24 protein-coding genes and 2 pseudogenes are annotated in these 26558 nt (G+C 56.7%); 17 read left to right on the forward strand and 9 right to left on the reverse strand.

Annotation, left to right across the window (positions count from 1 at the left end):
- Positions 1–412 precede the first annotated feature (412 nt).
- The 4 genes from H8B20_RS20470 (at position 413) to H8B20_RS20485 (ending at position 4446) form a co-directional block, all read left to right on the forward strand.
- Positions 413–847, forward strand: coding sequence for a hypothetical protein (locus H8B20_RS20470; RefSeq protein ID WP_228732718.1), 435 nt, complete (start codon positions 413–415; stop codon positions 845–847).
- Positions 844–2304 (forward strand): ATPase domain-containing protein, encoded by a 1461-nt coding sequence (locus tag H8B20_RS20475; RefSeq protein WP_115148005.1) that lies wholly within the window; start codon positions 844–846, stop codon positions 2302–2304. The genes H8B20_RS20470 and H8B20_RS20475 overlap by 4 nt, the downstream gene beginning before the upstream one ends.
- A 10-nt stretch (positions 2305–2314) precedes the next feature.
- On the forward strand, positions 2315–3340 hold the full coding sequence (locus tag H8B20_RS20480; RefSeq protein ID WP_210624378.1) for a sensor histidine kinase: 1026 nt from the start codon (positions 2315–2317) through the stop codon (positions 3338–3340).
- Positions 3341–3582: 242 nt separating this feature from the next.
- Complete coding sequence (locus tag H8B20_RS20485; protein WP_210624379.1) at positions 3583–4446, forward strand: sensor domain-containing diguanylate cyclase; 864 nt, start codon at positions 3583–3585, stop codon at positions 4444–4446.
- A 12-nt stretch (positions 4447–4458) separates the two neighbouring features.
- Here H8B20_RS20485 and H8B20_RS20490 read toward each other — a convergent pair.
- Positions 4459–4551 (reverse strand): annotated as a pseudogene (locus H8B20_RS20490) (DUF190 domain-containing protein); the annotation flags it as partial.
- A gap of 167 nt (positions 4552–4718) precedes the next feature.
- On the opposite strand from H8B20_RS20490, the gene H8B20_RS20495 reads away from it, so the two are divergent.
- Complete coding sequence (locus tag H8B20_RS20495) at positions 4719–6161, forward strand: ATPase domain-containing protein (RefSeq protein ID WP_210624627.1); 1443 nt, start codon at positions 4719–4721, stop codon at positions 6159–6161.
- 23 nt (positions 6162–6184) lie between these two features.
- Entirely contained in the window at positions 6185–6547 is a 363-nt protein-coding gene (locus tag H8B20_RS20500) for a response regulator (RefSeq protein ID WP_210624380.1), read from the forward strand.
- Positions 6548–6728: 181 nt separating this feature from the next.
- Here H8B20_RS20500 and H8B20_RS20505 read toward each other — a convergent pair whose 3' ends face one another.
- The 3 genes from H8B20_RS20505 to H8B20_RS20515 form a co-directional block, all read right to left on the reverse strand.
- Positions 6729–8294: an EAL domain-containing protein gene (locus tag H8B20_RS20505; RefSeq protein ID WP_210624381.1), complete on the reverse strand. Its 1566-nt coding sequence runs from the start codon at positions 8292–8294 to the stop codon at positions 6729–6731.
- Positions 8295–8473: 179 nt separating this feature from the next.
- Positions 8474–8875: a DNA breaking-rejoining protein gene (locus tag H8B20_RS20510; RefSeq protein WP_210624382.1), complete on the reverse strand. Its 402-nt coding sequence runs from the start codon at positions 8873–8875 to the stop codon at positions 8474–8476.
- Between the two features lie 266 nt (positions 8876–9141).
- Entirely contained in the window at positions 9142–10092 is a 951-nt protein-coding gene (locus tag H8B20_RS20515) for a GlxA family transcriptional regulator (protein ID WP_210624383.1), read from the reverse strand.
- Between the two features lie 109 nt (positions 10093–10201).
- Between H8B20_RS20515 and H8B20_RS20520 the strand changes: the two genes are divergently transcribed.
- From H8B20_RS20520 to H8B20_RS20535, 4 genes are all read left to right on the forward strand, one after another.
- Positions 10202–11002: an SDR family NAD(P)-dependent oxidoreductase gene (locus tag H8B20_RS20520; protein WP_210624384.1), complete on the forward strand. Its 801-nt coding sequence runs from the start codon at positions 10202–10204 to the stop codon at positions 11000–11002.
- Positions 11003–11027: 25 nt separating this feature from the next.
- Entirely contained in the window at positions 11028–11792 is a 765-nt protein-coding gene (locus H8B20_RS20525) for an SDR family oxidoreductase (protein WP_210624385.1), read from the forward strand.
- Between the two features lie 58 nt (positions 11793–11850).
- Complete coding sequence (locus tag H8B20_RS20530; RefSeq protein WP_228732719.1) at positions 11851–12492, forward strand: MFS transporter; 642 nt, start codon at positions 11851–11853, stop codon at positions 12490–12492.
- Between the two features lie 220 nt (positions 12493–12712).
- Positions 12713–12970: a helix-hairpin-helix domain-containing protein gene (locus tag H8B20_RS20535; protein WP_210624386.1), complete on the forward strand. Its 258-nt coding sequence runs from the start codon at positions 12713–12715 to the stop codon at positions 12968–12970.
- Positions 12971–13018: 48 nt separating this feature from the next.
- Here H8B20_RS20535 and H8B20_RS20540 read toward each other — a convergent pair whose 3' ends face one another.
- The 3 genes from H8B20_RS20540 to H8B20_RS20550 all read right to left on the reverse strand — a co-directional run bounded on the left by H8B20_RS20540 (position 13019) and on the right by H8B20_RS20550 (position 14209).
- A complete protein-coding gene (locus H8B20_RS20540; RefSeq protein WP_210624387.1) occupies positions 13019–13480 on the reverse strand; it encodes a PAS domain-containing protein in 462 nt (153 codons plus the stop codon).
- Between the two features lie 30 nt (positions 13481–13510).
- Positions 13511–13669 (reverse strand): DUF2256 domain-containing protein, encoded by a 159-nt coding sequence (locus H8B20_RS20545; protein ID WP_115148002.1) that lies wholly within the window; start codon positions 13667–13669, stop codon positions 13511–13513.
- Between the two features lie 75 nt (positions 13670–13744).
- Positions 13745–14209, reverse strand: coding sequence for a cupin domain-containing protein (locus H8B20_RS20550; protein ID WP_210624388.1), 465 nt, complete (start codon positions 14207–14209; stop codon positions 13745–13747).
- Positions 14210–14333: 124 nt separating this feature from the next.
- Between H8B20_RS20550 and H8B20_RS28370 the strand changes: the two are divergent.
- Positions 14334–14633: pseudogene (locus H8B20_RS28370) on the forward strand (AraC family ligand binding domain-containing protein); the annotation flags it as partial.
- A 6-nt stretch (positions 14634–14639) separates the two neighbouring features.
- Complete coding sequence (locus tag H8B20_RS27875) at positions 14640–15125, forward strand: helix-turn-helix domain-containing protein (RefSeq protein WP_228732720.1); 486 nt, start codon at positions 14640–14642, stop codon at positions 15123–15125.
- A gap of 443 nt (positions 15126–15568) precedes the next feature.
- On the opposite strand, the gene H8B20_RS20560 is transcribed toward H8B20_RS27875, so the two are convergent.
- Together H8B20_RS20560 and H8B20_RS20565 are read right to left on the reverse strand one after the other, a co-directional pair.
- Complete coding sequence (locus H8B20_RS20560) at positions 15569–16630, reverse strand: SDR family oxidoreductase (protein WP_210624390.1); 1062 nt, start codon at positions 16628–16630, stop codon at positions 15569–15571.
- Between the two features lie 109 nt (positions 16631–16739).
- A complete protein-coding gene (locus H8B20_RS20565; protein ID WP_210624391.1) occupies positions 16740–17798 on the reverse strand; it encodes an ArsO family NAD(P)H-dependent flavin-containing monooxygenase in 1059 nt (352 codons plus the stop codon).
- 535 nt (positions 17799–18333) lie between these two features.
- Between H8B20_RS20565 and H8B20_RS20570 the strand changes: the two genes are divergently transcribed.
- The 5 genes from H8B20_RS20570 (at position 18334) to H8B20_RS20590 (ending at position 26557) form a co-directional block, all read left to right on the forward strand.
- Complete coding sequence (locus H8B20_RS20570) at positions 18334–20544, forward strand: putative bifunctional diguanylate cyclase/phosphodiesterase (RefSeq protein WP_210624392.1); 2211 nt, start codon at positions 18334–18336, stop codon at positions 20542–20544.
- Between the two features lie 163 nt (positions 20545–20707).
- On the forward strand, positions 20708–23707 hold the full coding sequence (locus H8B20_RS20575) for a xanthine dehydrogenase family protein molybdopterin-binding subunit (RefSeq protein ID WP_210624393.1): 3000 nt from the start codon (positions 20708–20710) through the stop codon (positions 23705–23707).
- On the forward strand, positions 23704–24510 hold the full coding sequence (locus H8B20_RS20580) for an FAD binding domain-containing protein (RefSeq protein ID WP_210624394.1): 807 nt from the start codon (positions 23704–23706) through the stop codon (positions 24508–24510). Before H8B20_RS20575 ends, H8B20_RS20580 begins: the two co-directional genes overlap by 4 nt.
- Before the next feature lie 2 nt (positions 24511–24512).
- Entirely contained in the window at positions 24513–25013 is a 501-nt protein-coding gene (locus H8B20_RS20585; protein ID WP_064596717.1) for a (2Fe-2S)-binding protein, read from the forward strand.
- A gap of 5 nt (positions 25014–25018) precedes the next feature.
- Entirely contained in the window at positions 25019–26557 is a 1539-nt protein-coding gene (locus H8B20_RS20590; protein WP_210624395.1) for an AMP-binding protein, read from the forward strand.
- Position 26558 lies beyond the last annotated feature (1 nt).

A 26558-nucleotide genomic window follows, 5' to 3' on the forward strand; every position in this document is an offset into this window, starting at 1 on the left:
GGCCCGACCAACGTTACGATTAACCTGCCCTGCGCGTAATACAGCAGGACACCCGCTGTGATGGTATGAATCTATGCGCCTCGGCGCAAATCTTTTGCGTTAGTGTTCAGCCGTTAAGCGCTTCGATTACTCACATCCATTTTCGAGCCCAAGGCGCTTATGTCTCGTTCGCACGAGCGGTTCACCACCCTCCGATACACGTTTTGTAAGGCAGCTCACTCTCAGTGAGGCGAGGAAAGGGTGGGGCGTCACCCTAGGGGTAGAGCCAAGACTCCCTGCCATTGAACTTGTTCACCAACCATTTCTTGTTTCGTCACCATTTACTGTCGCATTTGTAATGTTGCATCCAAGGGACTCAATAGTTCGCTTGAGGGTGTACCATCAGACTCTGCTCATCAGATATCAGTCAGCCATGTCCACGCTTAGCGAAGAGAGCCGCCGGATCGTAGCTTCTCTGGCGCAGGGTGTCGGTCTTAATGCTGACACTGCAAGCATCGCCGAGGCGATTGTTGCGAAATTGCAGGCTATGGACGCAGCCCTTACGCCGATTATTGGCCAGCAAGGGGTTGTCGCCCTGTACCGGCGCAGTTTACATCTGTGTGTTTCTGCTCATCCGCATCTCGCCGGCACTTATGACAGTCTGCCGGCCGCGATGGATCTTATTGCCCTTAAATCCGTACTCGTCGAGCAGCAGGACACCGAAGCACTGTTTTGTGGTGAAGTGTTGCTGACTACTTTCTACGAGCTTCTGACCACACTGATCGGGCCCTCGCTCACCGCTAGTTTGCTTCGTGGCGTGTGGGAACCTTCTTTGAGCGACACCCCCTCGCAGGAAAATTCGCCATGAGCACCAAAGTGACTATCAACCGTCTGGCCACCGGCGTGCCTGGACTGGACGAGGTGCTGGGTGGAGGATTGCCGGAGTTTTCGTTCAATCTGATTGCCGGCCCTCCTGGTTGCGGCAAGACCACACTTGCCCACCAGATGATGTTTGCCCTGGCAACGCCCGAACGCCCGGCGCTGTTCTTTACCGTCCTGGGTGAACCGCCATTGAAGATGCTGCGTTATCAGCAGCAATTCGACTTTTTCGACAGCGAAGCGATCAACCAGTCGATCCGTTACATCAACCTGGCCGACGATACCCTGGCCGGGGATCTGGACGAGGTGCTGCGGCGCATCGTCAGCGAAGTCGAAGCGCATTCGCCGGCGCTGGTGTTTGTCGATTCGTTCCGCTCCGTGGTGCTGGCCAGCCAGACCCAGGACAACCCCAACAACAACCTTCCGCAGTTCGTTCAGCAACTGGGCATGCTGATGACGACGTGGCAAGCGACGACGTTCCTCATCGGCGAGTATTTCACTGAAACCGACACCAACCCGATTTTCACCGTGGCCGATGGCCTGATCTGGCTTCGACAAAGCGTTCAGCGCAACTCCATGGTACGCAAGCTGGAAATCATGAAGATGCGCGGCCAACCGACGTTGCCGGGCCTGCACACCTTCCGCATTGCAACTTCCGGGATCAAGGTTTTTGCACCCGTAATAGCTAGCCCGTTTGATACGCCGCCGCAATCACCGATCAAGCGCTTGAGCATGGGGGTAGCGCAGCTCGACGAGATGCTCGGGGGAGGTCTGCCTCGGGGCTATTCGTTGCTGGTGGCCGGCCCATCGGGGTCAGGCAAAAGCATCCTCGCGGCGACCTTCCTCGCCGAAGGCGCGCGCAATGGTGAAACCGGCGTGATCGCAGTATTCGAACAACGGCCCAATCACTCTCAGAATGCGACCCTGTCGGGTTTGATTGCGAGCGGGCAGGTCGGTCTGGTGGATAGTCGCGCTCCCGATCTCTCGATTGACGAAATTGTCCAGCTGTTGCTCGGCGAGATCACTCGGCTGAAAGCCACTCGTGTGGTCATCGACTCGCTGTCGGGCTTCGAACTGGCAGTGGCGCCGACCTTTCGCGAGGATTTTCGCGAGTCGCTGTCGCGCATGGTCACGGCGCTGACCAATTCCGGGGTCAGTGTCTTGATGACCTCGGAACTGGAAGATCGTTACACCGATCTGCGTTTCAGCCCTTACGGCACAGCGTTTTTGACGGATGCAATCATCGTCCAGCGCTATATTGAGGTGCAGAGCCGGTTGCTGCGCATCATGGCCGTGGTCAAGGTTCGCGCCAGTGCGCACTCTGATGAGTTACGCCAGTACTTCATTGATGATAGCGGCCTACACATCGGTGACATGTTGCCGGAGCAGGAAGGTTTGCTCGGTGGGCGACCGACAAGGCAGGTTTTGAGCAAGGTCGATAGATGAGCGAAGAATGATGAGTGAGGCCAGCGGCAAGAATGAACAGGCTTTAGCCACTGCTGCACGCGAGCTGTTCCTACTGGGCCGGAAAACGGTCGCGGCTCGTGCGGCACTCGCGGCGCTGCAAAAGCAACTCAGCGAAGCCAACAGCCAGCTTGTCGATACCTTGCAAGTCGAGCAACTCATTGAGGCCAATCAGCAGTTAGTGCTGGCCATTTTATCGGCGCAGTCGGATGTTGAAGATCAGAAAAATGCTCAGGCAGAACAGCATCTGTATTTGGAAATGCGTGAAGCCAACGAGCGATTGGTTATCGCAGCGCTTAGTGCCCAAGACCTGCAAATTGCAGCTGAACAGGCACTGGAGCAGCAGCGCAATGTCCTCTCTGTAGTGGCCCACGAGCTGCGAAATCCACTGACGCCCATCAGCATGATTGCAGGCCGGCTGGTGCGAATGCCTCGCGAAGAATTGCCTCGCATGCAGCTATTGATTGAAGGCCAAGTACAGCGGATGTCCCGACTCGTGGAAGATTTGCTCGACATTGCTCGTGCTTCCACCGGTAAATTTCGCCTGAACTTCCAGGTTACTAACATGGCTGACATCATTAGTGACGCAATAGCAATCTATAACCCGGTCATGCTCGCTCACGGCTTGAGTTTCAGCTCAGAACGCTTGGAATCTCGTTTAGCGGTGAACGGCGATCCTGTAAGGCTGACGCAGATTCTTGATAATTTGCTGGGTAACGCAGCCAAGTACACGCCCAAAGGTGGCACTGTCACACTTGTCGTTTCCGTTGAAGCCAATCTGCTGGAAATTCGCATTCGGGATTCCGGCATTGGTATCTCAGCCAAAGCGCTGCCTTTCATCTTTGAGCCGTTTGTCCAGGATGATCATGCAGTGGGTTTCAATGGCGCAGGCTTAGGCATTGGCCTGACGGTGGTGCGCGAGTTGGTTGAAGCCCATAGTGGAACAGTGACCGGCACAAGTGCGGGGGAAGGCAAGGGAAGCGAATTCGTAGTGAAAATACCGCTGTTAAATCCCTAGCTTTTCATTTGCGTCCGCCGGTAAAAACTGATTGTCACAGACGCTCCCCAGTACCACTGGGCGCTTTTCAGCGAGCGCGTTCAGGACGATGGTCAATTGCCAACGAACGTCCAGAACTACACCGCGGACGCATCCACTCTGGATGGCCTAAGCGACGGGATTCCACTTCCACCAAGATTCCTCGCAGTCCACCCTGTAAATAGGGATATGATCGCGCTCAACGACTCAGACCCACATGACTTATGGCCATCGATCTTCAAGCGCTCTACCCCAAACTGATCCACTTAATGTTGGATACTGTTTTTGTGGTTGATGAAAGCGACCACATTGTTTTTGTGAGTGATGCCTGTAAGGCCCTGTTGGGCTACCTCCCTGATGAGCTGATTGGCACCAGTATCACCAGCTATATGCATCCTGAAGATTTGGATGCGACGCGAGCTTCGATTTCCCGGGTCATGAATGGTCAACCTCATTTCGATTTCCGGAACCGTTACATCCGCAAGGATGGGGCAGTCGTGTACATCCTGTGGGCTGCATTCTGGTCGGAGGAGGTCGGTGCCCGGATTGGGGTCGCAAGAAACGTTACAGCCTTGGCTAAAGCCGAGGAGGAGTTACGCTTCCTCGCTCATCACGACCCGCTGACGAAATTAACCAATCGGTCGCTCTTTAGTGATCGACTGATATCTGCACTGCAGACTGCGCAGCGCCATGGTAATGAGCTAGCTCTGCTGTTTTTGGATATAAATGACTTCAAGAGTATCAATGATGTCCATGGTCACGCAGCGGGAGATCGTGTTCTGTGCATTGTTGCCCAGCGTCTGAAAAGCTGTGTGCGTGAGACAGACACCGTGGCTCGCATTGGCGGCGATGAATTCACGGTGCTGCTAACAGACGTCCAGTCGAGGGACACGATTTCCAAAAAGCTAGAGCAGATTCACAACGTCATGGCTGAGCCACTCGGCCCTGAGTTCTGCACACTCAAGATGCCTTTGTGCAGTATTGGCGTTGCCTATTATCCCGAGCACGGAAATGATGCCGATACACTGCTCACCCATTCGGATAGTGAAATGTACCGAATGAAGAGGTATCGCTCCTTGGAGAGTTAAGCGTGGGGCTTAATGTAGCTGTCCGGTATGTCCAAACCCTTCAATTCCAGTGCGGAGCGTGGCGCCGCGTAACTCCATCTCTTTAGCCTTATCGACGATCCATTCGCAGCGCCTACCGATGGTTCAAGCTGCTCCAAGCAATCAAACCGAGTTAGGCGTCCAGCATGTTGTAAGTAAACGCATGCCACCAATTAGTGCATTGGCCCAGAGCGAAAATGGCGTTAGCATTCCCCCATTCGGCTTAAACAGCCTGTTTTTCAGATCAGGGTCGCATTGTGGAAAAGCTAAAACGCCTCGAAAGTGGAATCGAAGGGCTCGACGCTCTGCTCAAGGGCGGGCTGGTAGCGGGCTCTTCATACATCATCCAAGGGCGCCCAGGGTCTGGAAAAACGATCTTGGCCAACCAGCTTGGGTTCCATCACGCGCAAAAGGGTGGGCGGGTTCTAGTCGCAACGCTGCTGGCCGAGTCACACGATCGCCTTTTTCAATTTCTTTCGACTCTGAGCTTCTTTGACTCTTCCAAAGTCGGGGCTGAAATCCAGTTTGTCAGCGCATTCGATACTTTGGAAAACGAAGGTTTGGACGAAGTAGTGAAGCTGCTTCGGCGTGAGATAAGCCGTCAGAAAGCCACCGTGATGGTGGTCGACGGCTTGCTAAATGCGCGTTCAAAAGCTGATTCCCACATCGACACCAAGAAATTCATCTCTGAGCTGCAAGGACACGCCGCGTTCGCTGGTTGCACGGTGCTGTTTCTAACCAGTTCTCGCCTTGACGATGGCAGTCCTGAGCACACGATGGTTGATGGCGTGATCGAGATGGGCGAAGAGTTGTATGGCACTCGTTCGGTGCGTCGAATTCAGCTGCGTAAAACTCGCGGCAGCGGAGCAATGACCGGCCTTCACGAGTGTGAAATTACCGACAATGGCCTGGTTGTTTATCCACGGCTCGAAAGTCTCTACAGCCATCCGTCCTCTCCCGACAGCGCCGACATGACGCGTATAGCCAGTGGCATTGAATCACTGGACGACATCTTGGGCGGAGGCCTGCACAGTTCCAGTGTGTCTCTGGTCATAGGCCCCTCCGGGATTGGTAAAACGACGCTGGGCCTCAAATTCCTGGCCGAGTCGACCGTGGAAGCTCCGGGCCTGCATTTCGGCTTCTACGAAAGCCCACAACGGCTGCGACTCAAGGGCAAATCACTGGGCATCGATTTAAAAAGCATGGAAGACAGCGGCGCACTGACCATCGCATGGCAACCCACCACAGAGGGCCTCCTGGATGGTTTGGGCGCACGACTACTGAGTCTCGTTGAAGAAAAGGGCATCAAGCGTCTGTTTATCGATAGCCTGAGCGGTATGACGCGAGTCTCGACAAATCCGGCGCGGATTACTGACTTCTTCAGTGCACTGATGAACGAGCTGCGATCCAGGGGCGTTACCGTATTTGCCTCTTGGGAAATGCGCGATCTTTTCGGCTCCGAGGTCAGCGCGCCGAACTCTGACCTGTCCAGCATCGTCGACAATCTCATGCTCATGCGGTTCTCTGAGAATCAATCTGAACTTAGCAGGACGCTTTCCATTCTTAAAATACGAGACAGCTCCTACGATCCTTCGCGATTTGTGGTCGTGATCCGTGATCAAGATGTTTTCCTGGAAAAGGCTTCAAGACGTGAACCATCAGTTCCCGCTGAGTCATCGCCCGGTTCAATTTCTTAAGCTTTTGAGTGGGTTGAATTAACATGTCCACCATCCTGGTCGTCGACGACGAGTATTTGATCGCTGACATTCTCAGCTTTGCGCTAGAGGATGAGGGGTTCATGGTGGTGACGGCCAGCAATGGCCGAAAAGGGCTCGAGATACTGGATAGAGAGCGGCCTGCCTTGATCATTACCGACTTCATGATGCCGGTCATGGACGGGCTGGAATTCGCCACAGCCGTTCGAGCTCTCCCTTTAGCTAGTCAATTGCCGATCATCTTGATGAGCGGTGCTCAGGCACATATCGGTATGCAGAGATCAGATTTGTTTGATGCCGTGTTGGCAAAACCATTCGACATCGACTTGATCATCGCCGAAGTTAAAAAGCTCTTGGCTGCTGATTAGTCAGCTGTCCCGCAAGGCATATTTGATGGGCAGATCGAATGCGATCTCCATATGGAGCAGGCTGAGATGGCCTGCTCGGTTCAGACCTGCATACCTTCATCAGTCTCAAGCTTGGCTACTTTCAGGTGGGTGGCAGCTTTTCGACAGGCATGAACCGCGACAACTCGTCGACAAGAACGTATTACAAATCTACTCGCGCATCATCCTGGATATCACCGTCCAGGTAGGAAATGAATGCTTCAGCGCTCATTGCTTTGGCGAAAAGCCAACCTTGTGCGTAGCGGACGTTATGGGAACGTAAATAGGCCATTTGATCTGCGGTCTCAACGCCTTCCGCCACAATAGCCAAGCCCAACGAGTCAGCCATGCCGATCAAATGGTCGATTAGAACCGCTCCCGTCTGCGGTTGAGAAATACCATCAACAAAAGACTTGTCGATTTTCAGGATATCCAGCGGTAACTGTTGGAGGTTTTGCAGGCTGGAATATCCAGTCCCGAAATCATCCAGTGCAGTAACGTAACCCATGGCGCGAGCTTTGCTCATCGTCTCTTTTGCCAGTTCTAAATCCATGAAGCCAGTCTCGGTTGCCTCTAGCCAGATTTGGCAAGGAAGTACACCGGCTTGCTCCCTCATCTTGTCCAGCACATCCATGAACCGTCCGCTGCTCACATCGGATGCTGCCAGGTTGATGGAAATATGCATGGAGCGATCAGCCACGAGCACATTTCTGAGATCGCGTATTACCTGACTCATGACTTGGTCGGTAATTGCTTGGATTAATCCGCTCTTTTCTGCCAGAGGGATGAACAAGTCAGGTGACACTGTCCCATGATCGGGCCTGACCCACCGTATCAGAGCCTCCGCCCCCACACATCGGCCATGCTCAAGCTCAATGATCGGCTGATAATGCACGACAAACTCATGCCGCTTCACCGCGCGCTCAAGGGCCGCCACCGGTGATAGACGCCGTTTCGACACTCGGAAGATACCTAGCACCGCCACGCCCGCAAGTAAAGCACCTAGAGGGAGCATGTAGGCCGAGTGCCAGAGAAGAATACGTAGTAATTCAGCGCGGGGTATCGCTGCAATCGCGACCCAGGAACCTTGACGGATGGACGTATAGAGGTAGCCCTCCCTAAGCCCTCGGGTCGGCCCCATATGCGCCAGGGTGACGATTGTTTCACTTCCCTGGCTGCTGGCACGTATGAGGTTGCCGTTAGTCGTCGCTATCGCAAGCCTGACACGATGATCGAACAGCACGTCCAGTATCTGCTCCGAATCGACAAGAACGTTGAAGGCGGCATATTCCAAAGCCATCATTGGCTTTGCTGACTCAAGCAGGGGCGATACCCCTATCGAGATTTTCACACCATCGTCAGTTGTAAAATCTGCCGGTAATGCGTCGACTTTCTTCCCGATCATCCCCCAGGATCCGCATACAAAAATGTCCTCCTGGACGTAGCCGACTGATTTCACTGAGAGGGTATTGACCGCAATCAGACGCATCTGGTCTATGCCTTCCGGGCTGCAAGGAAGCAGATCGCTGGATGCAACTGACTTCAGAGCATCTGAAGCTTGGAGGAGCGTTGATTGGGCGCGCCTGGATAATAAGACGGCAATTTCTTCCAGTTGGCGCTCGGTGCTATTTAGCGTCAGTAACCATCCGACACCGCCCATTACGCCCAATGCCAGGCAAGTGACGAGAGCACTCGCAATTACGCCCTGCCAGATTACAGTCGACCGCATTGGCCCCGCCTTGGTTCTTGGTTATAGAGAAAGGACTTGTTGCTCAAACTTCAGAACCCTATCTTAGCGCGACAAGTGGGCCTGGCTTATCCTGCTGCGCCCATCGTCGTTAGTGCATAAGCAGTCAGGTTTTAACTTCGGCGAAAAAAAGCCGCCCATCAGAATCAAATCCCCATGGATCATTTAATACTGAAGCTGATTGTGTACGGCACAGCCTCACCACGCCTAGCTGAAGCGCGCATCTGAAAAACCTGAACCGTATACTTTCCCGAAGCCGATAGCGCCCCAGTCCAGTCCGAGCCAACACCGCCACTACCCAATGCGCTCGATTGCCCCGGTTGATCGCCTGGCGCGAACACATTGAAGTTCGCGTTGCTACTGCCGGTGATCTGCACAGTCATACTCTGGCCTGATTTCGCTACCAACGTGTATTGGACAGTGTCATAGCCCTTCAGAGTGCCTTTAACCTGTGCGCTATTAGCGCCTTTAACGAAGCTAACCGGCACGGTGATCACCTTGTCGGCGGCCCAGCAAGCCGATGCAGCGAGTGTGAGTGCCAGACCGTAAATCGTTTTGTTCATGGGCATTCCTTTGAAATTTGGTGGTTTACTAGATGTTGGATTGCAAAGGCATCAACGGTCTGCAAAGTAGCCAGCAGACGCGATTTTCAGACGCTCGTGGCTCTTTGGCCTGATCCGAATGTCTTCCTTGGTGTAACGTAGCTCAATAAAAGTTACACACGTGTTGATTCTGTCCTGAAGCAGTTGCAGGTACGCTCCTTGCTCAGGCTTATCTAACTAGGTGAGGCGGTCGGAAACACCGCGAACAATACTATTGCTGCCCCCAATCAGGTATTCATGGTTCGGACATCTCGTCGTATTGCTTGAGGGGGAACGCCAAAACCGCGAAGAAATACCTCGCGCATATGACGACGATCACGAAAACCGGTTTCCTTGGCAATCACCTCCAGCGAATGGCGGCTTTGTTCAATCATGACCCGCGCCGCCTCTAGACGCAGACGCTCTATAGCTTTGGCCGGGGACTGCCCGGTTTCTGCTGTGAATACACGGGTGAACTGGCGTGGACTGAGGTACACGGCCTCGGCCAGCTCCTCGACGCTGAGCGGTTTGTGCAGATTCTGTCGAGCATAGTTCAGCGCGTTCTGGATGCGGTCGGATTTCGGCGCGAGGGTAAGCATCTCCGAGTGCTGCGACTGCCCGCCCGAGCGACGCTGATGCATGACCAGCTTGTGGGCTACCGAACGAGCCACTTCCGGGCCCAGATCCTTTTCCACCATGCCCAGTGCCAGATCCAGTCCGGCGGTCATGCCAGCGGATGTCCACACATTGCCATCTATGATGAAAATTCGATCATCCTCGACGCTGACCTGCGGATAGAGGCGTTGCATCTCGGCACCGTAGGCCCAGTGGGTGGTCGCGCGGCGGCCATCGAGCAGGCCCGCGTGGGCCAGCACGAAACCACCGGTGCAGATGCCAGCAACGCGGCGCGCCTGTTGCCCGGCTTGGCGCACGAACGCCAGTGTCGCTTCACTGGGTAGCGTTTCCAGTGGCGTGTTGACTCCTGCGATCATCCAAGTGTCCGCAAGGCCAGGGTTACTCAGGGCGCGGGTTTCAATTCCCAGTCCCAGGGACGAGCGCACGATTGCGCCGGTGATGGAGAAGAACTCGATGGAGTAGAAGGGCGCCTCGGCTACGATGTTGGCGTACTCGAATACGGTCTGGGTGGCCAGCGATAGCACTTGAAAGTCGTCGGAAAGCAGGTAGCCGATTCTGTGCATAGTGGTGCCTGTTTCAGCAATGTCTTAAAACATGACTGTATACGTCATTTAGGTCTTTTCCAACTCTCGCCATGATGTGCCCCAAGCCCAGCCCACTTGGAGACACAACATGAGCAAAGCATCGAAAGGCACCGCACTGATCACTGGCGCATCGTCGGGTATTGGTGCCATTTACGCCGAGCGCCTGGCCCGCCGTGGCTACGACCTGATTCTTGTTGCCCGCAACCGCGAACGCCTGAACGAACTGGCCCGTCGCATTACCGACGACACCCAGCGCGTGGTCGAAGTGCTGCAGGCCGACCTGGGCGATGCCCAGAGTCTTGCGAACGTCGAAGCCAAGCTCAGGGAAGACGCGAGCATTACCCTGTTGGTCAATAACGCAGGCATCGGCACCCATACGCCACTGCTAGACAGCGATGTCAGCCTCATGACGCGAATGATTGATCTCAACGTAACCGCACTGATGCGCCTGAGTTACTCCGTTATCCCCGGTTTCGTAGAGCGTGGAAACGGCGCCATCATCAACATTTCCTCCATAGTCAGTATCGCCCCCGAACTGCTAAACGGCGTATACGGCGGCACCAAGGCCTTCGTCACCGCGTTCAGCCAGTCGCTGCATCACGAGTTGGCCAACAAAGGCATACACATCCAGGCCGTACTGCCAGGGGCGACCGCCACCGAGTTCTGGGACAACGGCGGCCTGCCACTTGAGCACCTCGACCCTGCCATCGTGATGCCCGCCAGCGCTTTGGTCGACGCCGCGCTGATCGACTTCGATCACGGCGAACTGATCTCCATTCCCTCGCTGCATGACGATAGCCACTGGCATGCCTACGAGGCCGCTCGCAATGTCATGTCCAGGCAACTTTCCAGCAACCAACCCGCGCCACGCTACAGCGCCAAGCGCTGATCGAACCTTCATCAGGAGAAACAACATGAAACTCAGCGGCAATACGATCTTCATCACCGGCGGTACCTCGGGCATCGGCCGTGGCCTGGCCGAAGCCTTCCATCAACGTGGCAACAAAGTGATCATTGCAGGCCGTCGTCAGGTACTGCTGGACGAGATCGCCCGCGCCAACCCCGGTATCGACACGGTGGTGCTGGACATCAACGATCCGCAGCAGATCAAGCAAGTGGCGCAGCAGGTGATTGAGCGTCATCCCGAACTCAACGTGGTGATTAACAACGCCGGCATCATGCCGTTCGACAATGCTGCCTCAGGTGATCTTGACGACGAGCAGGCTGTCGGCCTGTTGTCCACCAACCTGCTTGGCCCAGTGCGCGTCAGCGCAGCATTCGTCGAGCATCTCAAGCGTCAGCCGGACGCCACCATCATTAATAACAGCTCCGTGTTGGCGTTCATTCCGATTGCCGTCACCGCGTTGTACTCGGCAACCAAGGCTGCCATCCACTCCTACAGTCTGTCGCAGCGCTTCTTGCTACGTGAGACCAGCGTCAAGGTTCTGGAAATCGCTCCGCCTTGGGTCGATACCGACCTGATTCACAAGAGCGGCGACCCTCGTGCCATGCCTCTGGATGCCTTCATCGCCGAGACCTTGGCCAAGCTGGAAACAGCCACTACCGAGGTGATCGTTGATGGCATCGCTGCACTGCGCGCCAATGTCGGGCCAAACGAGCACGTTCTGGTGGAGCAATTTAACCAGTCGATAATCGACAATCCTATCCCGGTTGCCTGATCCCGGCGCCCGACCTGCGCGTGAGATCGGGCGCATTCATTAATCACCGAAGAGCAACATGCACAGCTCCATTTCAGCCACTGATCTTCTCGCTCTGCGCCTGCTCAGCCTGGCCTATTTCGTCCAGGCGGTCGGCGCTCTTTCGGTAGTGGGCAGCCTGGAAGCAATCTCCGCCGCTTGGGCCTTGAGCAACGCCCAGAGCGCATTACTGATCACCGTATTCGGGGTCACCTTCGCGATCGCCGCGCCGGTGCTGCAGATGACCTTGGGCCACGTGCGCCGTCGTTCGCAGGTATTGCTAGGGTTGTCGATCTTCAGCGGTGCGGCGCTGCTTTTCGCCGCTGCGTCGAGTTATGAAGCGCTGGTGCTTTCTCGGGTGATGATGGGGCTAGGTGCGGCCTTCATCGGGCCTGTCCTCGGTGCTCTGGGCTCTAACCTGGTCGAGCGTGAACAGCAGGGTCGTGCCATCGCCATCGTGTTGCTTGGGCTGAGTGTCGCTGGCCTTGCCGGTATGCCGATCAGCGCCTGGATCGCCCATGAGTTCGGAGCGCGTAATCTCTTCCTCGGCATCGGTGCCAGTGGTTTATTCACTGCGGCGTTGATCCTGCTGTGGGTACCTGCGGTATTGGCGTCGGGTCGGCAGCAGCGGGGTGGCTATACCCCATATTTGGCTACATCGGCTTGCTGCTTGCCTCGTTGATGTTTCTGCTGATGGCCTTGGTCACCTTGATATTCTCTAACAGTCGCGCACGTGTACAAGCATCAGCAGGCGCATCTACGTGAGGTATCAGTCGCTTCAGTTCTACAGGCTGCAGAGATCTGACCGTACCTTCCCCTGGGCGAGGAGGGCGACGATTGAGATGGGCGCACCATTAGGGCAGACTTCATTAGCTCAACTGGCCGAGAACAGGAGTTTACGGATGCCATTTACCCTGAAGGAACAGCAAGCCCTGTTGGCATTGAAGGGCGTAGGACCAACCGTCATCGCTCGCCTTGAACAGATGGGGTTTGACTCCCTGGCAATGCTCAGCAAAGCGGATGTTTGTGACATTTTGGCCCAGGCATCGGCTGCAGTGGGATCTACTTGTTGGAATAACAGCCCCCAGGCTCGAGCCGCCATTAACGCTGCCATTGAGCTCGCAAAGAGCTCCACGCCACGATTATCGGTGACAGAGTGACTTTTGGCCTCGATGAACGGACTTGTTATTGCCGTTTTCTATGGTTCTTTAAATCGATGAAGTGTTTCGTTGTAATTCCGTCAACTGGGCTTTCAGATTCTCGACTTCAGCCTCCAACTCGCGGACACGCTCGCTCGCCTCGACCTGGACAGTAACGTCCTTCTGGATGCCGATGTAATAGGTGAGTTGATCTGCGTCGTTGAACACTGGGGTAATCGACAGCTCATTCCAGAAAGCACTGCCGTCATGGCGATAGTTTCGAATGATTTGCCGGCAAGGCTGAAAGTTCTTTATTGCCTCGCGGATAGCCACAATGCCTGGTTGGTCTCGGTCATCGCCCTGCAGGAACCGGCAATCCTGATACAAGGTGTCATCAGAGCTGTAGCCCGTCAGGCGCTGGAAGGCTTGGTTGGCGTAGATAAGAACGTTCTCATCACCTTCCTGCTCTGCCACAACGATGCCATCGTTGGATGCCTCGATCATCAGTTTCAGCAATTCTGCATTGATCATTTCCAGAGTCCCTGTGACTTTCACGCAAGTCTATACCAACCTTTGCGATCTGACTTTTAAAGGTGATTTGCGCCGGCAACGCTCCGAGCAGTAGCGGACTTCCTGCCAGCAGCGTGCCCACTTTTTCCTCCATGTGAAGGGAAGGCCGCAGGTCATGCAGGTTTTAACTGGGAGCTCACTCTTTTTCAAAATGACTCACCATCGTCTATCGAGCGAACAACATCTGATGGTACAGCCCAAAGATGCCTCGGTTCTTTTTCACTTTTATAGATAGCTCAGACCATATCTTTGCTGGAGCTGGAGCAGTTCTTCCGGAGTGGGCCTTTCGGGAGCCAGACGACGTATCAATTCACCGGCCTCCTTGAAAAAACCTTCTGCTCCTCCAGGAGTAAAGGTGGTGAGAAATCGACAGTCGCTGTCACCGTCGTTCTTAAAATACTGCTGTACGCCGCGCGGAGCAACGACGTAGCTGCCTTGCCCTGCCAAGTGAAAAACCTCGCCAATCTGCATGGTTAACTGTCCTTCGAGGATATAGTTATTTTCATCCTCACCCTCGTGTATATGTCGCGGCACTTCACCTCCGGGTGGGAGTACGGTCTCCATAAGCGAATAGACTCCTCCCGTTTCGGTAGCAAACACCTTGATGTTCATGCGGGCGCCTGTAGGGTGCAAAACGTGATGCCCCTCATCAGAGCTGATCATGCGGGCTTTAATCGAATTACTACTCATACCTTCCTCCAGTGATTTCCGGGCAGATGGGGGGATAGCCATCTCACGCTTGTGGAGGATTTTATTGGGATAAGCCGTGGTAGGATTTGTATATCCGGTCAATTAATATGCAAAAAACGTCAAAATGGCAAAGCATCTACTTCTACCTTCCGGCGCGTCAGGAAAAATCGTAACTGCAATTAGTTTTACGGCCTTAAGTGAGGGACTCACGGGATCAAATACTCATCTTCATGAGCAAGGGCAACTGGTGTTGTCTATGCAAGGGGTTGTCGCGTGCGAGGTTGCTGATAACCATTGGATAGTGCCACCACATTGCGCTCTCTGGATTCCCGCCGGCGTCCCGCATCAGAGTCGCGCCTCTTCGAACGCCCACGGCTATTTCCTTTTCATCACACCCTCAGCATCCACTCTTCCAGACGAGTGCTGTACGTTGAGTATCAGTGCCATGTTGCGCGAAATGATTATTGAGCTATGCGAGGGTCGCAGCGACCGCACTACTCTCAGTAAAGATCTCATCACCCATTTACTGGTTGAAGAGTTGAGCGCTATGCCGAGGGTGAGCACACATTTTCCAATTCCCGCAGATTCGAGGTTACAACGGGTAGCTGAAGCATTAATCCAGGCTCCTGATAGCAGAAGAACGCTAGAGCAATGGGCAAGTTTTGGCGGGATGAGCGAACGCACATTTTCACGACAGCTGTTTAAGGACACCGGGATGTCGTTCGGTAAATGGCGTCGACAGCTTCATCTGATGGTCGCGCTGAAGTTGTTGGCTGAGGGGAAGAGCGTCCAGCAAGTAGCAGGAGACCTAGGGTATGAGGCCGTAACGAGCTTCATCAGGATGTTCAAGCTGGCGCTCGGCACCACTCCCGCAAAATATGTTTCATTGCCTAGCGTGGGGTACAAAGGGCAATAGCCTGAAAACAGCATTCTGAAAGAAGGGGCGTGAATCAGATGACCCAACGCATCAATCTCTCAAGGTGGCAAGTGTGCTAATCCAAACGTTCATTGAGAATTTCAAAGCGTTGGTTCTCATAGAAGCGAATGCCAGGAGCATTCGCTGAATATACAGCCAGCTCAAGAGCCGACGTATATGTCTTGGCGTACATGAGAAGCTGTGTACCTAGCTCTAGTCATCGCTTGCTGAGGTGCGATGCACTGAGTACGGGAAAGCCTGGAGAGCTAATGTCGATCCCCAGGCTATCGCTTCTTCGGGTAAAGGCATCACGATGCTTTTTTGAGCCTCGCTAAACCCTGCTTTATATGCCCGGCGTTCTCACCAATGGGCCCACAAAGCACCTCGGGCGTTTTTCTTCTCCTCTCCTTGGAATCATTTGAGCATATGTGTTGTGGCACGACCTAAGGTATCAAGCGCATCTCGCGTAGTTTGTCGAACACATCGAAAAATGCTTGATCGCTCGCTTGGTAGGCAGTGAATCCCATTGCACGGCTTTTCGACATATCCGTGACGACTTCGATGGGTCGACCGAGGTCAGCATCGGTGTGCCATGGGGACACCAAGCGACCAATATCTGACTCGTTCAAACCGTGTTCCGCGACTATTTGCGTCCATACGGTTTGGTCGTCAGCCATCTGCTTCTCAAGAGGTGACACTGAAGCGGGATAATCGGCAGCAGGCAAGTCGAAGTAGTCGGCAATTCGGCTCCACATCCACTGCCATCGAAACACATCGCCATTAGTGACGTTGAATGCCTGATTCGCCGCAGCCGGCGTGGTGGCCGCCCACAATTGTTGTTTCGCCAACTGCCGGGCGTCCGTCATATCGGTAAGGCTGTCCCACTGCACTCTTGATCCTGGAAACACAAAGGGCCGATTGGTTTGTTTGCAAATCGAGGCATAAACGGCGAGGGTGGTTGCCATATTCATCGCATTGCCTACAGCCACTCCAGTAACGGTATGCGGCCGATGAACGCTCCACGTAAAGCCGTCTTTTTCAGCTGCGGCGAAAAGTTCATCCTCCTGGGCGTAATAGAAATTCTCGACATCCAGACGACCTTGCTCTTCGCGAAACGGTGTTTGCGGAAGGCTGCCTTTACCATAGGCTTCGAAAGGGCCGAGATAGTGTTTTAGCCCAGTAACCAGCGCTACGTGCTCAACGCTATTGGCTGGGCGAATGGCGGCGAGCACGTTGCGTACCATGGCGGCATTAACGCGAATGTTCTCGGCTTCTGAGGCTTGCCGTGACCATGTGGTAATGAACACATGAGTGGGTTTCAAATCCGCCAAAGCGTGTTCCAGCGAAGCGGGATCCTGAAGGTCTGCCGCGACAGGTATCACGCCTTGCACTTGTGATGGGTGCCTCGAGAGCGCGGCGACCTGCCACTTGTTATCGATGAGTAATTGAGTGATGGCGCTGCCGACGATGCCGCTGGCACCCACGACCAAAGCTGTATGGGTCATACGTTTCTCCTGGATTTAGGTTTGGGAGTCCGCCTGAGCAGCAGAGGTTCAACCTAAACCGGACTCGCATTGGCGTTCGTTGTGCGTGGCTTGATTCACAACAGCCGACTCACTGCTCCATCAAAAACCGCTCAATTTCCTCAACGGTACTGCGCGCCGTTCGGGTCACGCCGATCAGTGTCGCCGAAGCGGCGCCTGTCCAGTCGCCATAACCCACCAACCACAAACGCGGTTCCTGAATCGAATGCGTACCTTTTACGGCCACGCGCCCGTCGGCGGTACACACGCCCAGGGATTCCAAATAGCCGAGGGCAGGGCGGAAGCCGGTGCACCAGATCACTGCGTCGACTGGCGTTTGCGAGCCATCAGCCCACGTCACGCCGGTCTCGGTGAAACGCAGGAACGGCCGAACCGCGTGCAGCACGCCGCGCTCCCTAGCCTCGACGACTGGCGGCACCATCACGATATCGCCCAAGCCGCCAACCGGCTTTTCAATGACGATGCCGGCCAGCTGCGCTTTCAAGCGTTCGGTGGCGCGTTCGAAGAGCACCCGTCCATCAACGTCATCGGCAAGAAACTCTGGCGACTGCGGAGTGACCCAGGTGGCATCGGCGACTTGCGAGACTTCAGCGAGGATCTGTGCGCCGGAGTTGCCACCGCCCACCACCAGGACTTTTTTCCCGGCAAACGGCTTGGCGTTAACGTAGTGGGCCGAATGCAATTGCTGGCCGGTAAAGGTTTCGCTGCCGGGGTAATGCGGCAGGTAGGGATGGCGCCAGGTGCCGGTCGCGCTGACCACGGTGCGGGCCAGCCAACTGCGGCCCTGGGCTTTTACGTGGAGGTGATTGCCCCGACGCTCAATAGCGTTGACCCAGTAGGGGCGCTCGACAGGAAATTGGTAGCGTTGCTCATACTGGCGCAGGTAATCGAGTACGTTGTCGCGACTTGGGTAGCCGTCAGTGACCGGAGGCATCATCCAACCGGCGATGGAGCTCCAGGTCGACGGTGAAAACAGTCGCAGGGAATCCCAGCCATGCCGCCAGGCGCCACCCGGTCCCGCTTCGGCATCAATAATCACAAAGGAACGCCCGGTACGGCGCAGGAAGTAAGCCACGGCGAGTGCGGACTGGCCACCGCCAATAATCGCAACATCCACTTCGGCAGGCATGGGGAATCCTTGGGTCGGCGAAAGTCAGATTAAGTTAATCCATTCGAAGCGGACGTTTGTTGATGTTGCTCAAGATACAACGCTGTCCGTTGGCGCTGTGAAGCGCTACTGCCAGCGGCAACGCTGCGCCGACCACGAAACTGGCGGTCGAAGCGAGGGCAGCTTGTCGTCGATGGAACATATCTGACATAACACATGGTTATACAAGTGGGCCATGTCATATGTTCATAGGCAGGCCGTTACTATGTTCTGCGGCACGTCCGAAGGCTAATGGCATGGAAATGTTCATGGGTCCAAGTTCATGGAAACCGGGCTGCAGCTTCCGAACTGTCCGGCCCAGCAGAACGGAGCACCCCGACCATTCCAGCCAAACGGCGGCAATCTGATACCGTTTTTTATGTTGGATCTGAGCCTTTTTTTTGCGGGTCGGTGCTCTATAGAGTGCGCGTCCGACGCACTAGTGGACAGTGATCGGCCGCCCACTGTTTCAGGCTCTCTGAAGACCGGACGACCTCGATAGTCTTCAGGAACCACCATGAATACTCGTCCGAGCTTTCACAGCAAGACCTTCCCCGAGTCGCAACGTGACATTCTCGGCATGATCGCGACCGACCATCATCTGGGCGACATACTCTGCGCCATCTGTCAGATGCACGACGCACAGACCCCCGAAACCTTCTGCTCTATCCTGCTCACTGATGCCGAGGGCAAACACTTGCTAAGCGGCGCGGCGCCCGGGCTGCCGGCCGAGTACAGCGAGGCGATTCATGGAATGGCCATTGGTCCACAGGAAGGAACCTGCGGTACCGCAGCATTCCGGCGCGAGCTTGTGGTCACCGAAGACATCGCCCAGGACCCAAACTGGGAGCGTTTCCGCAGCCTGGCGCTGGGGCATAACCTGCGTTCCTGCTGGTCGGTGCCGTTGCTCTCCCATCAAGGAAACGTGTTGGGTACATTTGCCCTGTACCAGAACCGCGCCCATGCGCCGGACGAGGCGCAGATTCAACGATTGGCCTTTGCAGCCCAACTGGCAGTCATTGCGATCCGCCGCGAACGTGACGGCCAACGTCTGGAGGAAAGCGAACAACGTTTTCGATCATTGTTCACCTACAACCCCAACCCGGTGTTCGCCCTCGATCTGGCCGGCAACATCCAGAGTGTGAATCCGGCAGGCCTGAAGCTGAAACCGCACACCGCAACCGATTTCCTCGGTCATCACTTTTCCCGCCTGTTGCTCGAAGAAGACCTGGAACGGGTCAGTCAGCATTTTTCCGCAGCCCGCGCTGGAGAGCCTCAACGCTTCGAGGCACGGCTTCTCGACGAGAGTGATAAATTGCTGACCATGGACATTTCCAACCTGCCGATCATGGTCAACGGAGAGATCGTCGGGGTATTTGGCATAGCCCGAGACATCAGCGAGCAGAAGCATTTCGAGCGCCAATTGAGCTTCAATGCCAGCCATGACCGGCTGACCGGTTTGCTTAACCGTGTTTCGCTTGAAGACCGGCTTATGCTGGATTGTCACATCAGTCGTCGGCGCAAGCGTCGTCTGGCGGTGATGTGCATTGACCTGGATGGATTCAAATCCATCAACGATTCGATCGGGCATTACTTCGGCGATCAGGTGCTGATTGAGGTGGCGCAGCGTATGACCCGGCAGGTTCGTCCCGGTGACACCATCGTGCGCATGGGCGGTGACGAATTTATCGTGCTGCTGCCGAACCTGCTTCGTGATGAGGACGTTGTACCGGTGGTCGAGCGCTTGATGGCCAGCATTGCCAGACCCTACTGCATCCAAGGCATTGACCTGCACGTGAGTGCAAGTATTGGCATCACCCTGAGCGATGGTCACATCGAGCAGCCGATGCAGCTGATCCAGCAGGCTGACATGGCCATGTACAAAGCCAAGCAGCAAGGGCGCAACAACTTTCAGTGGTACACCAGCCATCTCAATCAGCGCGTTTGCGAGCACGCGAGCCTGCGCAATGACCTGCAAAAGGCTATCGAAACTCAATCGTTCAAGCTGCATTATCAACCTCAGATAGAGGCGCGCACGGGGCGGGTGGTCGGGATCGAAGCGTTGCTGCGCTGGGAGCATCCTGAAAAAGGATTTATCTCACCCGCTGTGTTTGTGCCGGTGGCAGAGGACAGTGGTCAGATCATCCCGCTGAGCCTTTGGGTACTCGATACGGCCTGCGCGCACTTGCGCCAGTTAGGCGAGCAGGGCATCACTGGCATCTCGATGGCGGTGAATATTTCGCCGATGCATTTTCAGCGTGGCCATTTCGTCCAGTATGTACAAGCCACCCTGGAGAAACACGGACTCTGTGGTGAGCAACTGGAGTTGGAGATCACCGAGTCGCTTCTGTTGCATAACGCTGAACAGGCGATCGACACGTTGCACCGGCTCAAGGCGTTGGGGGTTTGCATTGCGCTCGATGATTTCGGCACCGGTTTTTCCAGCCTCAGCTACCTCAAGCGTTTGCCCATCGACAAGATCAAGATTGACCGCTCGTTCATCCAGGAAATCGCCACCGACCATCACGATGCTGCGATCACCCAAGGCATAATTTCCATGGCCCATCACCTCAGCCTGACGGTGGTCGCCGAAGGTGTGGAAACGGCGTCTCAGGTGGATTTCCTGAAGGGCAGTCGCTGCGATGTTTTTCAGGGGTATTACTTTGCCAAACCAATGCCCTATGCAGACATCGAAGCTTTCCTGAGCCATCCCGCGTCCCATCCCTGACCGCCAATGCTGTCTGGACCCAGACCTGAAAATCAGACGCTAAGGCAAACTTTCAGACCCCAGCGCAGAACTCCCTCTCCCCAGGCAAGGCGCTCCCTGCGCCTTTCTCACACACTCGGCTCTAACGCTATCGCGCTGCACAACAACAAGAGCCGCGAAAAAAATGACTAGTTTCCAGCCTGCTACCGAAAGCCAGACCGGCCACATCGGCGCCCGTCAGACCCGTGTCGAGGACGCCGCATTGTTGCGCGGCCTCGGCTGTTATGCCGATGACGCTGCGATCCCTCCGGGAACGCTTCACGCGGCGATCATCCGTTCACCCCACGCTCATGCGCGGATCACCTCGGTGGACTTTTCCAGTGCGCTGCTGATGAAAGGCGTGCACGGCGTGCTGGTCGGCGAAGACGTCAAACGCTGGGCGCTGCCGTTCCCGGTGGGTGTGCGGCAGCCGATGGAGCACTGGTGCGTCGCCGTCGACAAGGTACGTTACGTCGGAGAGCCGGTGGCCGTAGTGATCGCTGAGAGCCGCTATCTGGCCGAGGACGCCATCGAAGGTGTGCGCGTTGAATACGAGCCGCTGCCACCGATCATCGATCCCGAACGGGCCACCGCCGAACAGGCGCCGATCCTGCACGAAGCGGTCGGCAGCAACGTGGTCAACGAACGGCGCTTTCGTTATGGCGAGCCGGAGCAGGCCTTCGAGCAGGCGCCGCACAAGGTCTCGCTCAAAGTGAAGTTTCCGCGCAGTTCCTGCACGCCCATCGAATGCTATGTGGTGCTGGCTCAGTACGAGCGCGCCACCGGCATTTATGACGTGCTGGCCAATTTTCAGGGTCCCTATGCGTTGCACACGGTCATGGCCCGGGCACTGAATGTACCCGGCAACCGCCTCCGTTTGCGTACACCGAAAGATTCCGGCGGCAGCTTTGGCATCAAGCAAGGGGTTTTCCCTTACGTGGTGATGATGGGGCTGGCGTCACGCAAGGTCGGTGCACCGGTGAAGTGGGTCGAGGACCGTCTGGAACATCTTCAGGGGGCTTCTTCGGCGACCAATCGGGTGACCGAAATTGAAGCAGCGGTAGAAGCGGATGGCCGTATCACCGCTTTGCGTTATGACCAGATCGACGATTGTGGTGCCTACCTGAGAGCGCCTGAACCGGCGACTTTCTACCGCATGCACGGCAACCTGACGGGCGCCTACGCAATCCGCAATTTGCAAGTGCGCAACCGAGTGGTGCTGACCAACAAAACCCCTTCCGGCCTGAACCGTGGTTTCGGTGGCCCACAGGTGTATTTCGCTCTTGAACGATTGCTGCAACACATCGCCGTGCAATTGAAGCTTGATCCGTTGGACGTGATCCGCCGCAACCTGGTGCCGGCCGATGCCTTCCCTTATCGCGCGGCCGCCGGTGCGTTGCTCGATTCCGGCAATTACCAGGCAGGCATTGCCTTGGCGGCGGCTGACGGTGGACTCGACGAGTTGCTCGAACGTCGTGATCAGGCGCGTGCCGAAGGCCGGATCTACGGCATCGGTTATGCCGCTGTCATCGAACCGTCGATTTCCAACATGGGCTACATCACCACCGCGATGACACCCGAAGAGCGACGCAAGGCCGGTCCGAAAAACGGCGCTGTCGCCACCGCAACCATCAACGTCGGCCCGTTGGGTGACGTCAGTGTGCACGTGTCCTCGGCACCGCAAGGGCAGGGCCATCAAACCACCGTCGCTCAAGTCGTCGCCGAAGTGCTTGGGGTTGCGCTGGAATCCATCGTGGTCAACGTCGAACTGGATACCCAGAAGGACGCCTGGTCGATTGCCTCGGGCAACTATTCCAGCCGCTTCGCCGGCGCTGTGGCGGGTGCCGTCTACAAGGCGGCGCTGAAGATCCGCGATCGCCTCGCCGCGATTGCCGCCGAGCAATTGCAGGCCAGTCCCGAAGATATTCGTTTCGCCGGCGGCAAGATTTTTGTCGTCAATGGCGGGGCGGTGGCGCCATTCCATCGGATAGCCGGTGCGACCCACTGGTCGCCGGGCCTGCTGCCGGAAGGTGAAAGTGGCGGTCTGCGCGAAACCGCGTTCTGGAGCCCGCCGCAATTGGTGGCCCCGGACGACCAGGATCAGGTCAACAGCTCGCTGTGCTACGGCTTTGTCTTCGACATCTGTGGTCTGGAAATCGACCGCATGACCGGCGAGATCCACATCGATCGCTACGTCACCTGCCATGACGCCGGCCGCCTGCTCAACCCGGCGCTGGTCGATGGCCAGATTCGTGGGGGTTTCACTCAAGGCCTCGGCGCGGCGCTGATGGAAGAGTTCGCCTATGGCGAGGACGGCAGCTTCCTCAGCGGGACCTTCGCCGATTATCTGGTGCCGACCGCACCGGAAGTGATCGAGCCGGTGATCCTGCACATGGAAACGCCATCGCCATTCACCCCGCTGGGCGCCAAGGGTGTGGGCGAGGGCAACAATATGAGCACGCCGGTGTGCATCGCCAACGCGGTGGCCGACGCCCTCGGTCGCTCGGACATCCGTCTGCCGCTGACACCATCGAAAGTACGCACGCTAATCGGGATTGACGAGCCGCCACGGCCCGCCGGTATGGAGCCCGATGAAAACCTGGACGCAGCACCTGCCGGTGGACCGGCACTGCGGGCCAACGACTCGGTGATGATTCCTGCTTCGCCACAACAGGTCTTCGATACCTTGCTCGACCCGCAGACGCTGGCGGCGATCATTCCCGGTTGTCACGACCTCGTGCTTGAAGGCGAAAACCGTTACCGCGCAGACGTCACCGTCGGCGTCGGCATGATCCGTGCGCGCTTCGAGGCCAAGGTTGCGCTGAGTGATCTGGACCCGCCGCATTCATTGCGTCTGTCCGGTTCCGGCAGCAGTTCCATGGGCTCGGCCCAGGGCCAGGCCAAGGTGCGTTTCGTCGAGCTGGAAAATGGCCACACACGTCTGGAATACCAATACCAGGTGGCGGTCAGCGGCAAAGTCGCCGCGGTCGGCGGCCGAATGTTGCAAGGGGCCTCGAAAGTGATCATCGGACAAATCTTTACTCGTCTGTCACAACGGGTCAGCGGCCAAGCCATCTCCACCGGCTGGTGGGCGCGACTGCGGGCCTCGCTTGGCGCGCTGTTTGGCAAGGGAGGTGCTCAATGAAACCGGCTGCTTTCGATTACGTTCGGGCTGACTCCCGTCGTCAGGTGGTTGAGTTGCTCGCCGAGTATGGCCAGGAGGCTCGCATCATCGCTGGCGGCCAATCACTGATGGCGGTGCTGAACATGCGCCTGGCTCAACCCAAGTTGCTGATCGACATCAATCATGTGGCTGAGCTGGCCTATATCGAACTGCGCAAGGATTGCCTGGCGGTAGGCGCCGGGGTACGACAGGCGCAACTGCTGGCGCGTTCGACCCTGATGGACGAGGTGCCTTTACTGGCACTGGCGATGCCCTGGATCGGTCACTTCCAGACGCGTAATCGCGGCACGGTCTGCGGTTCGGTGGCTCACGCCGACCCCAGCGCCGAGTTGCCGCTGTGCCTGGTGACGCTGGGCGGCGAGATCGTTCTCGAGTCGAAAAAAGGCAAGCGCATCGTCAAGGCTGCCGACTTCTTCCAAGGCATTCTCACCACCGATAAGCGTGCGGATGAACTGGTCGTCGAGGTGCGTTTTCCGCTTAAGCGCGAAGGCATCACCTATCGCTTCCGCGAAATCGCCATGCGCCACGGCGACTTTGCGATTGTCTCCCTGGCCGCAGCCATCGGCGCGGATCAGGTCGAGCTTGGCATCGGCGGGGTCGCTGACCGTCCGCAACGTCGCAGTCTGCCTCGTGGTGCGGGGCTGCCGGACGCGCTCAATCAAACTGCCTGGTCGCTCGACGCACAAGACGATGTGCAGGCCAGCGCTGCCTATCGCCGCCAACTGATTCGCGAGCTGGGTCATCAGCTGATCGAAGGAGTCTGAACATGCGTGTAACTGCCGACCAAACCTTTCCGATTCGCCTGGAACTCAATGGCCGCTCCCGCGAAGCCCTGGCTGAACCGCGAACCCAACTCTGCGACTTCCTTCGCCACGACCTCGGTGCCACCGGTGTCCATGTCGGATGCGAACACGGTGTCTGCGGTGCCTGCACGGTGCTGGTGGACGGAGTCGCCATGCGCTCCTGCCTGATGCTCGCGGTACAGGGGCACGAGCGGCGTATCGAGACCGTCGAGTCCTTGGCCGACGACGACACACTGAGCGACCTGCAACAAGCCTTTCGCCGTCATCACGCCTTGCAGTGCGGCTTTTGCACTGCGGGCATTCTCATGTCCTGCGTGGATTTCCTGGAACGGGTACCCAACCCGGACGAGACACAGGTACGCGACATGCTTTCGGGGCATCTATGTCGCTGCACGGGCTACACCGGCATCGTCCAGGCCGTGCTCGAAGTCGCTGCCCAGCGCCAAACGAACGAAGGGGTATAACAACAATGTTCGATCTCGGACGCAGTTTCCTCGCTGCCGTTGAACGCCGGCCGCACGCCGTGGCGGTCAGTGACGGTGCGTTGAAGAAAACCTATGAAGACTGGTTCGTCGATATCCAGAGCGCCGCTTGGGGCTTGCAATGCCTTGGCCTGCAACACGGTGATCGACTGCTGGTAGTGATGCAGAACCGCTGGCAGATGGCAACCCTGCACTGGGCCTGTCAGTTTGCCGGCATCGTCATGACCCCGTTGAACTGGCGTTCGACTGCCGATGAGCTGGGCTACTGCATCGAAGACGCGCAAATCCGTGCAGTGGCTTACGACGACGCGACCGTGACCGCCGTGGCCGCTTGCAGCGCCGCCACACGGTTGCCACGGATCGCCACCGGTCTGCGTGCCGCCAACACCGACCTGAGTTTCGAGGAACTGTGTTCGCAGACGCCTTCCGGAAGCATTTTGCAGGCAGACGCCGAAGACTTTTCACTGCTGCTGTACACCTCCGGAACCACCAGCAAGCCCAAGGGCGTGCCCCGTCGACACCGTTGCGAACGCGCCGCGGCGGTGGCGCACGTAGCGCAAAACCTGTATCGCCAGGGCGAGTGCACGTTGGGTGTCATGCCGCTTTACCACACCATGGGCGTGCGTTCGTTGCTGTCCATGGCGCTGATCGACGGACATTTCGTCTGTGTGCCGAAGTTCGACGTGGAAGCCACGATGCAGGCCATCGAGCGGGAAAAGGTCAGCAACCTGTACCTGGTGCCGACGCTCTACCACATGCTCATCGAACACCCGGCCTTTGCCCGCGAGCGAGTCGCCAGTGTGGAGAAAATCGGCTTTGCCGGTGCACCGATGAGCGACGGTTTGATGCGTCGCGTCGAGCAGGCGTTTCAGCCGCAGTTGTTCGTCAATCATTACGGCAGCTCGGAGATCTACACCTTCACCATCGACCAGCAAGCCAGCCGCAAACCCGGTTCGTCAGGGCGCAGTGCAATGAACCAGCGCGTGCGCGTGGTGCCGATCGACGCTGAAACTCCGCACGTGCAGGTCAAACCCTTGGAGGAGGGCCAGATCATCGCCGACCTGGCGAGTGACGAGGCGTTCGAAGGCTACCTGAACCGTCCCGAAGCGACCGCCAAGGCATTGCGTGACGGATGGTATTTCACCGGTGACATCGGCTACTTCGATCTGGAGGGCGATCTGTTCGTCACGGGTCGTGTCGATGACTTGATCATCACCGGCGGCGAAAACGTCAGTCCGGCAGAAATCGAAAACATGCTCTCTCTGCACCCGGCAGTAGAAGAGGTGGTGGTGGTCGGTCTGCCCGACGAGCAGTGGGGCAAGATCATTGCCGCATTTATCAAGCCGCGCGCCGAGGTCTCGGAAAGCGAGCTCGATGCCCATTGCATCGCTTCGGGCCTGGCCAAATTCAAGCGGCCACGGCGTTACCAGTTCATCGATCAGATTCCCAAATCTCCAGTGGGCAAGGTGCTGCGGCGCGTGCTGCTGGCCGAATTTCAGGAACAGGCCTTGAAGGCCATCAGCTAAT

It is taken from the genome of Pseudomonas sp. P42 (assembly GCF_017973755.1).
GTDB lineage: Bacteria > Pseudomonadota > Gammaproteobacteria > Pseudomonadales > Pseudomonadaceae > Aquipseudomonas > Aquipseudomonas iridis.

Bases quoted from the DNA above. Each gene is read 5' to 3' on its own strand.
- H8B20_RS20575 (WP_210624393.1), top strand. From the start codon at position 20,708: ATGACTAGTTTCCAGCCTGCTACCGAAAGCCAGACCGGCCACATCGGC.
- H8B20_RS20585 (WP_064596717.1), top strand. From the start codon at position 24,513: ATGCGTGTAACTGCCGACCAAACCTTTCCGATTCGCCTGGAACTCAAT.
- H8B20_RS20500 (WP_210624380.1), top strand. From the start codon at position 6,185: ATGTCCACCATCCTGGTCGTCGACGACGAGTATTTGATCGCTGACATT.
- H8B20_RS20480 (WP_210624378.1), top strand. From the start codon at position 2,315: ATGAGTGAGGCCAGCGGCAAGAATGAACAGGCTTTAGCCACTGCTGCA.
- H8B20_RS20565 (WP_210624391.1), bottom strand. From the start codon at position 17,798: ATGCCTGCCGAAGTGGATGTTGCGATTATTGGCGGTGGCCAGTCCGCA.
- H8B20_RS20580 (WP_210624394.1), top strand. From the start codon at position 23,704: ATGAAACCGGCTGCTTTCGATTACGTTCGGGCTGACTCCCGTCGTCAG.
- H8B20_RS20550 (WP_210624388.1), bottom strand. From the start codon at position 14,209: ATGAGTAGTAATTCGATTAAAGCCCGCATGATCAGCTCTGATGAGGGG.
- H8B20_RS20485 (WP_210624379.1), top strand. From the start codon at position 3,583: ATGGCCATCGATCTTCAAGCGCTCTACCCCAAACTGATCCACTTAATG.
- H8B20_RS20510 (WP_210624382.1), bottom strand. From the start codon at position 8,875: ATGAACAAAACGATTTACGGTCTGGCACTCACACTCGCTGCATCGGCT.
- H8B20_RS20470 (WP_228732718.1), top strand. From the start codon at position 413: ATGTCCACGCTTAGCGAAGAGAGCCGCCGGATCGTAGCTTCTCTGGCG.
- H8B20_RS20525 (WP_210624385.1), top strand. From the start codon at position 11,028: ATGAAACTCAGCGGCAATACGATCTTCATCACCGGCGGTACCTCGGGC.
- H8B20_RS20515 (WP_210624383.1), bottom strand. From the start codon at position 10,092: ATGCACAGAATCGGCTACCTGCTTTCCGACGACTTTCAAGTGCTATCG.
- H8B20_RS20505 (WP_210624381.1), bottom strand. From the start codon at position 8,294: ATGCGGTCGACTGTAATCTGGCAGGGCGTAATTGCGAGTGCTCTCGTC.
- H8B20_RS20560 (WP_210624390.1), bottom strand. From the start codon at position 16,630: ATGACCCATACAGCTTTGGTCGTGGGTGCCAGCGGCATCGTCGGCAGC.
- H8B20_RS20570 (WP_210624392.1), top strand. From the start codon at position 18,334: ATGAATACTCGTCCGAGCTTTCACAGCAAGACCTTCCCCGAGTCGCAA.
- H8B20_RS20590 (WP_210624395.1), top strand. From the start codon at position 25,019: ATGTTCGATCTCGGACGCAGTTTCCTCGCTGCCGTTGAACGCCGGCCG.
- H8B20_RS20535 (WP_210624386.1), top strand. From the start codon at position 12,713: ATGCCATTTACCCTGAAGGAACAGCAAGCCCTGTTGGCATTGAAGGGC.
- H8B20_RS20540 (WP_210624387.1), bottom strand. From the start codon at position 13,480: ATGATCAATGCAGAATTGCTGAAACTGATGATCGAGGCATCCAACGAT.
- H8B20_RS20530 (WP_228732719.1), top strand. From the start codon at position 11,851: ATGCACAGCTCCATTTCAGCCACTGATCTTCTCGCTCTGCGCCTGCTC.
- H8B20_RS20520 (WP_210624384.1), top strand. From the start codon at position 10,202: ATGAGCAAAGCATCGAAAGGCACCGCACTGATCACTGGCGCATCGTCG.
- H8B20_RS20475 (WP_115148005.1), top strand. From the start codon at position 844: ATGAGCACCAAAGTGACTATCAACCGTCTGGCCACCGGCGTGCCTGGA.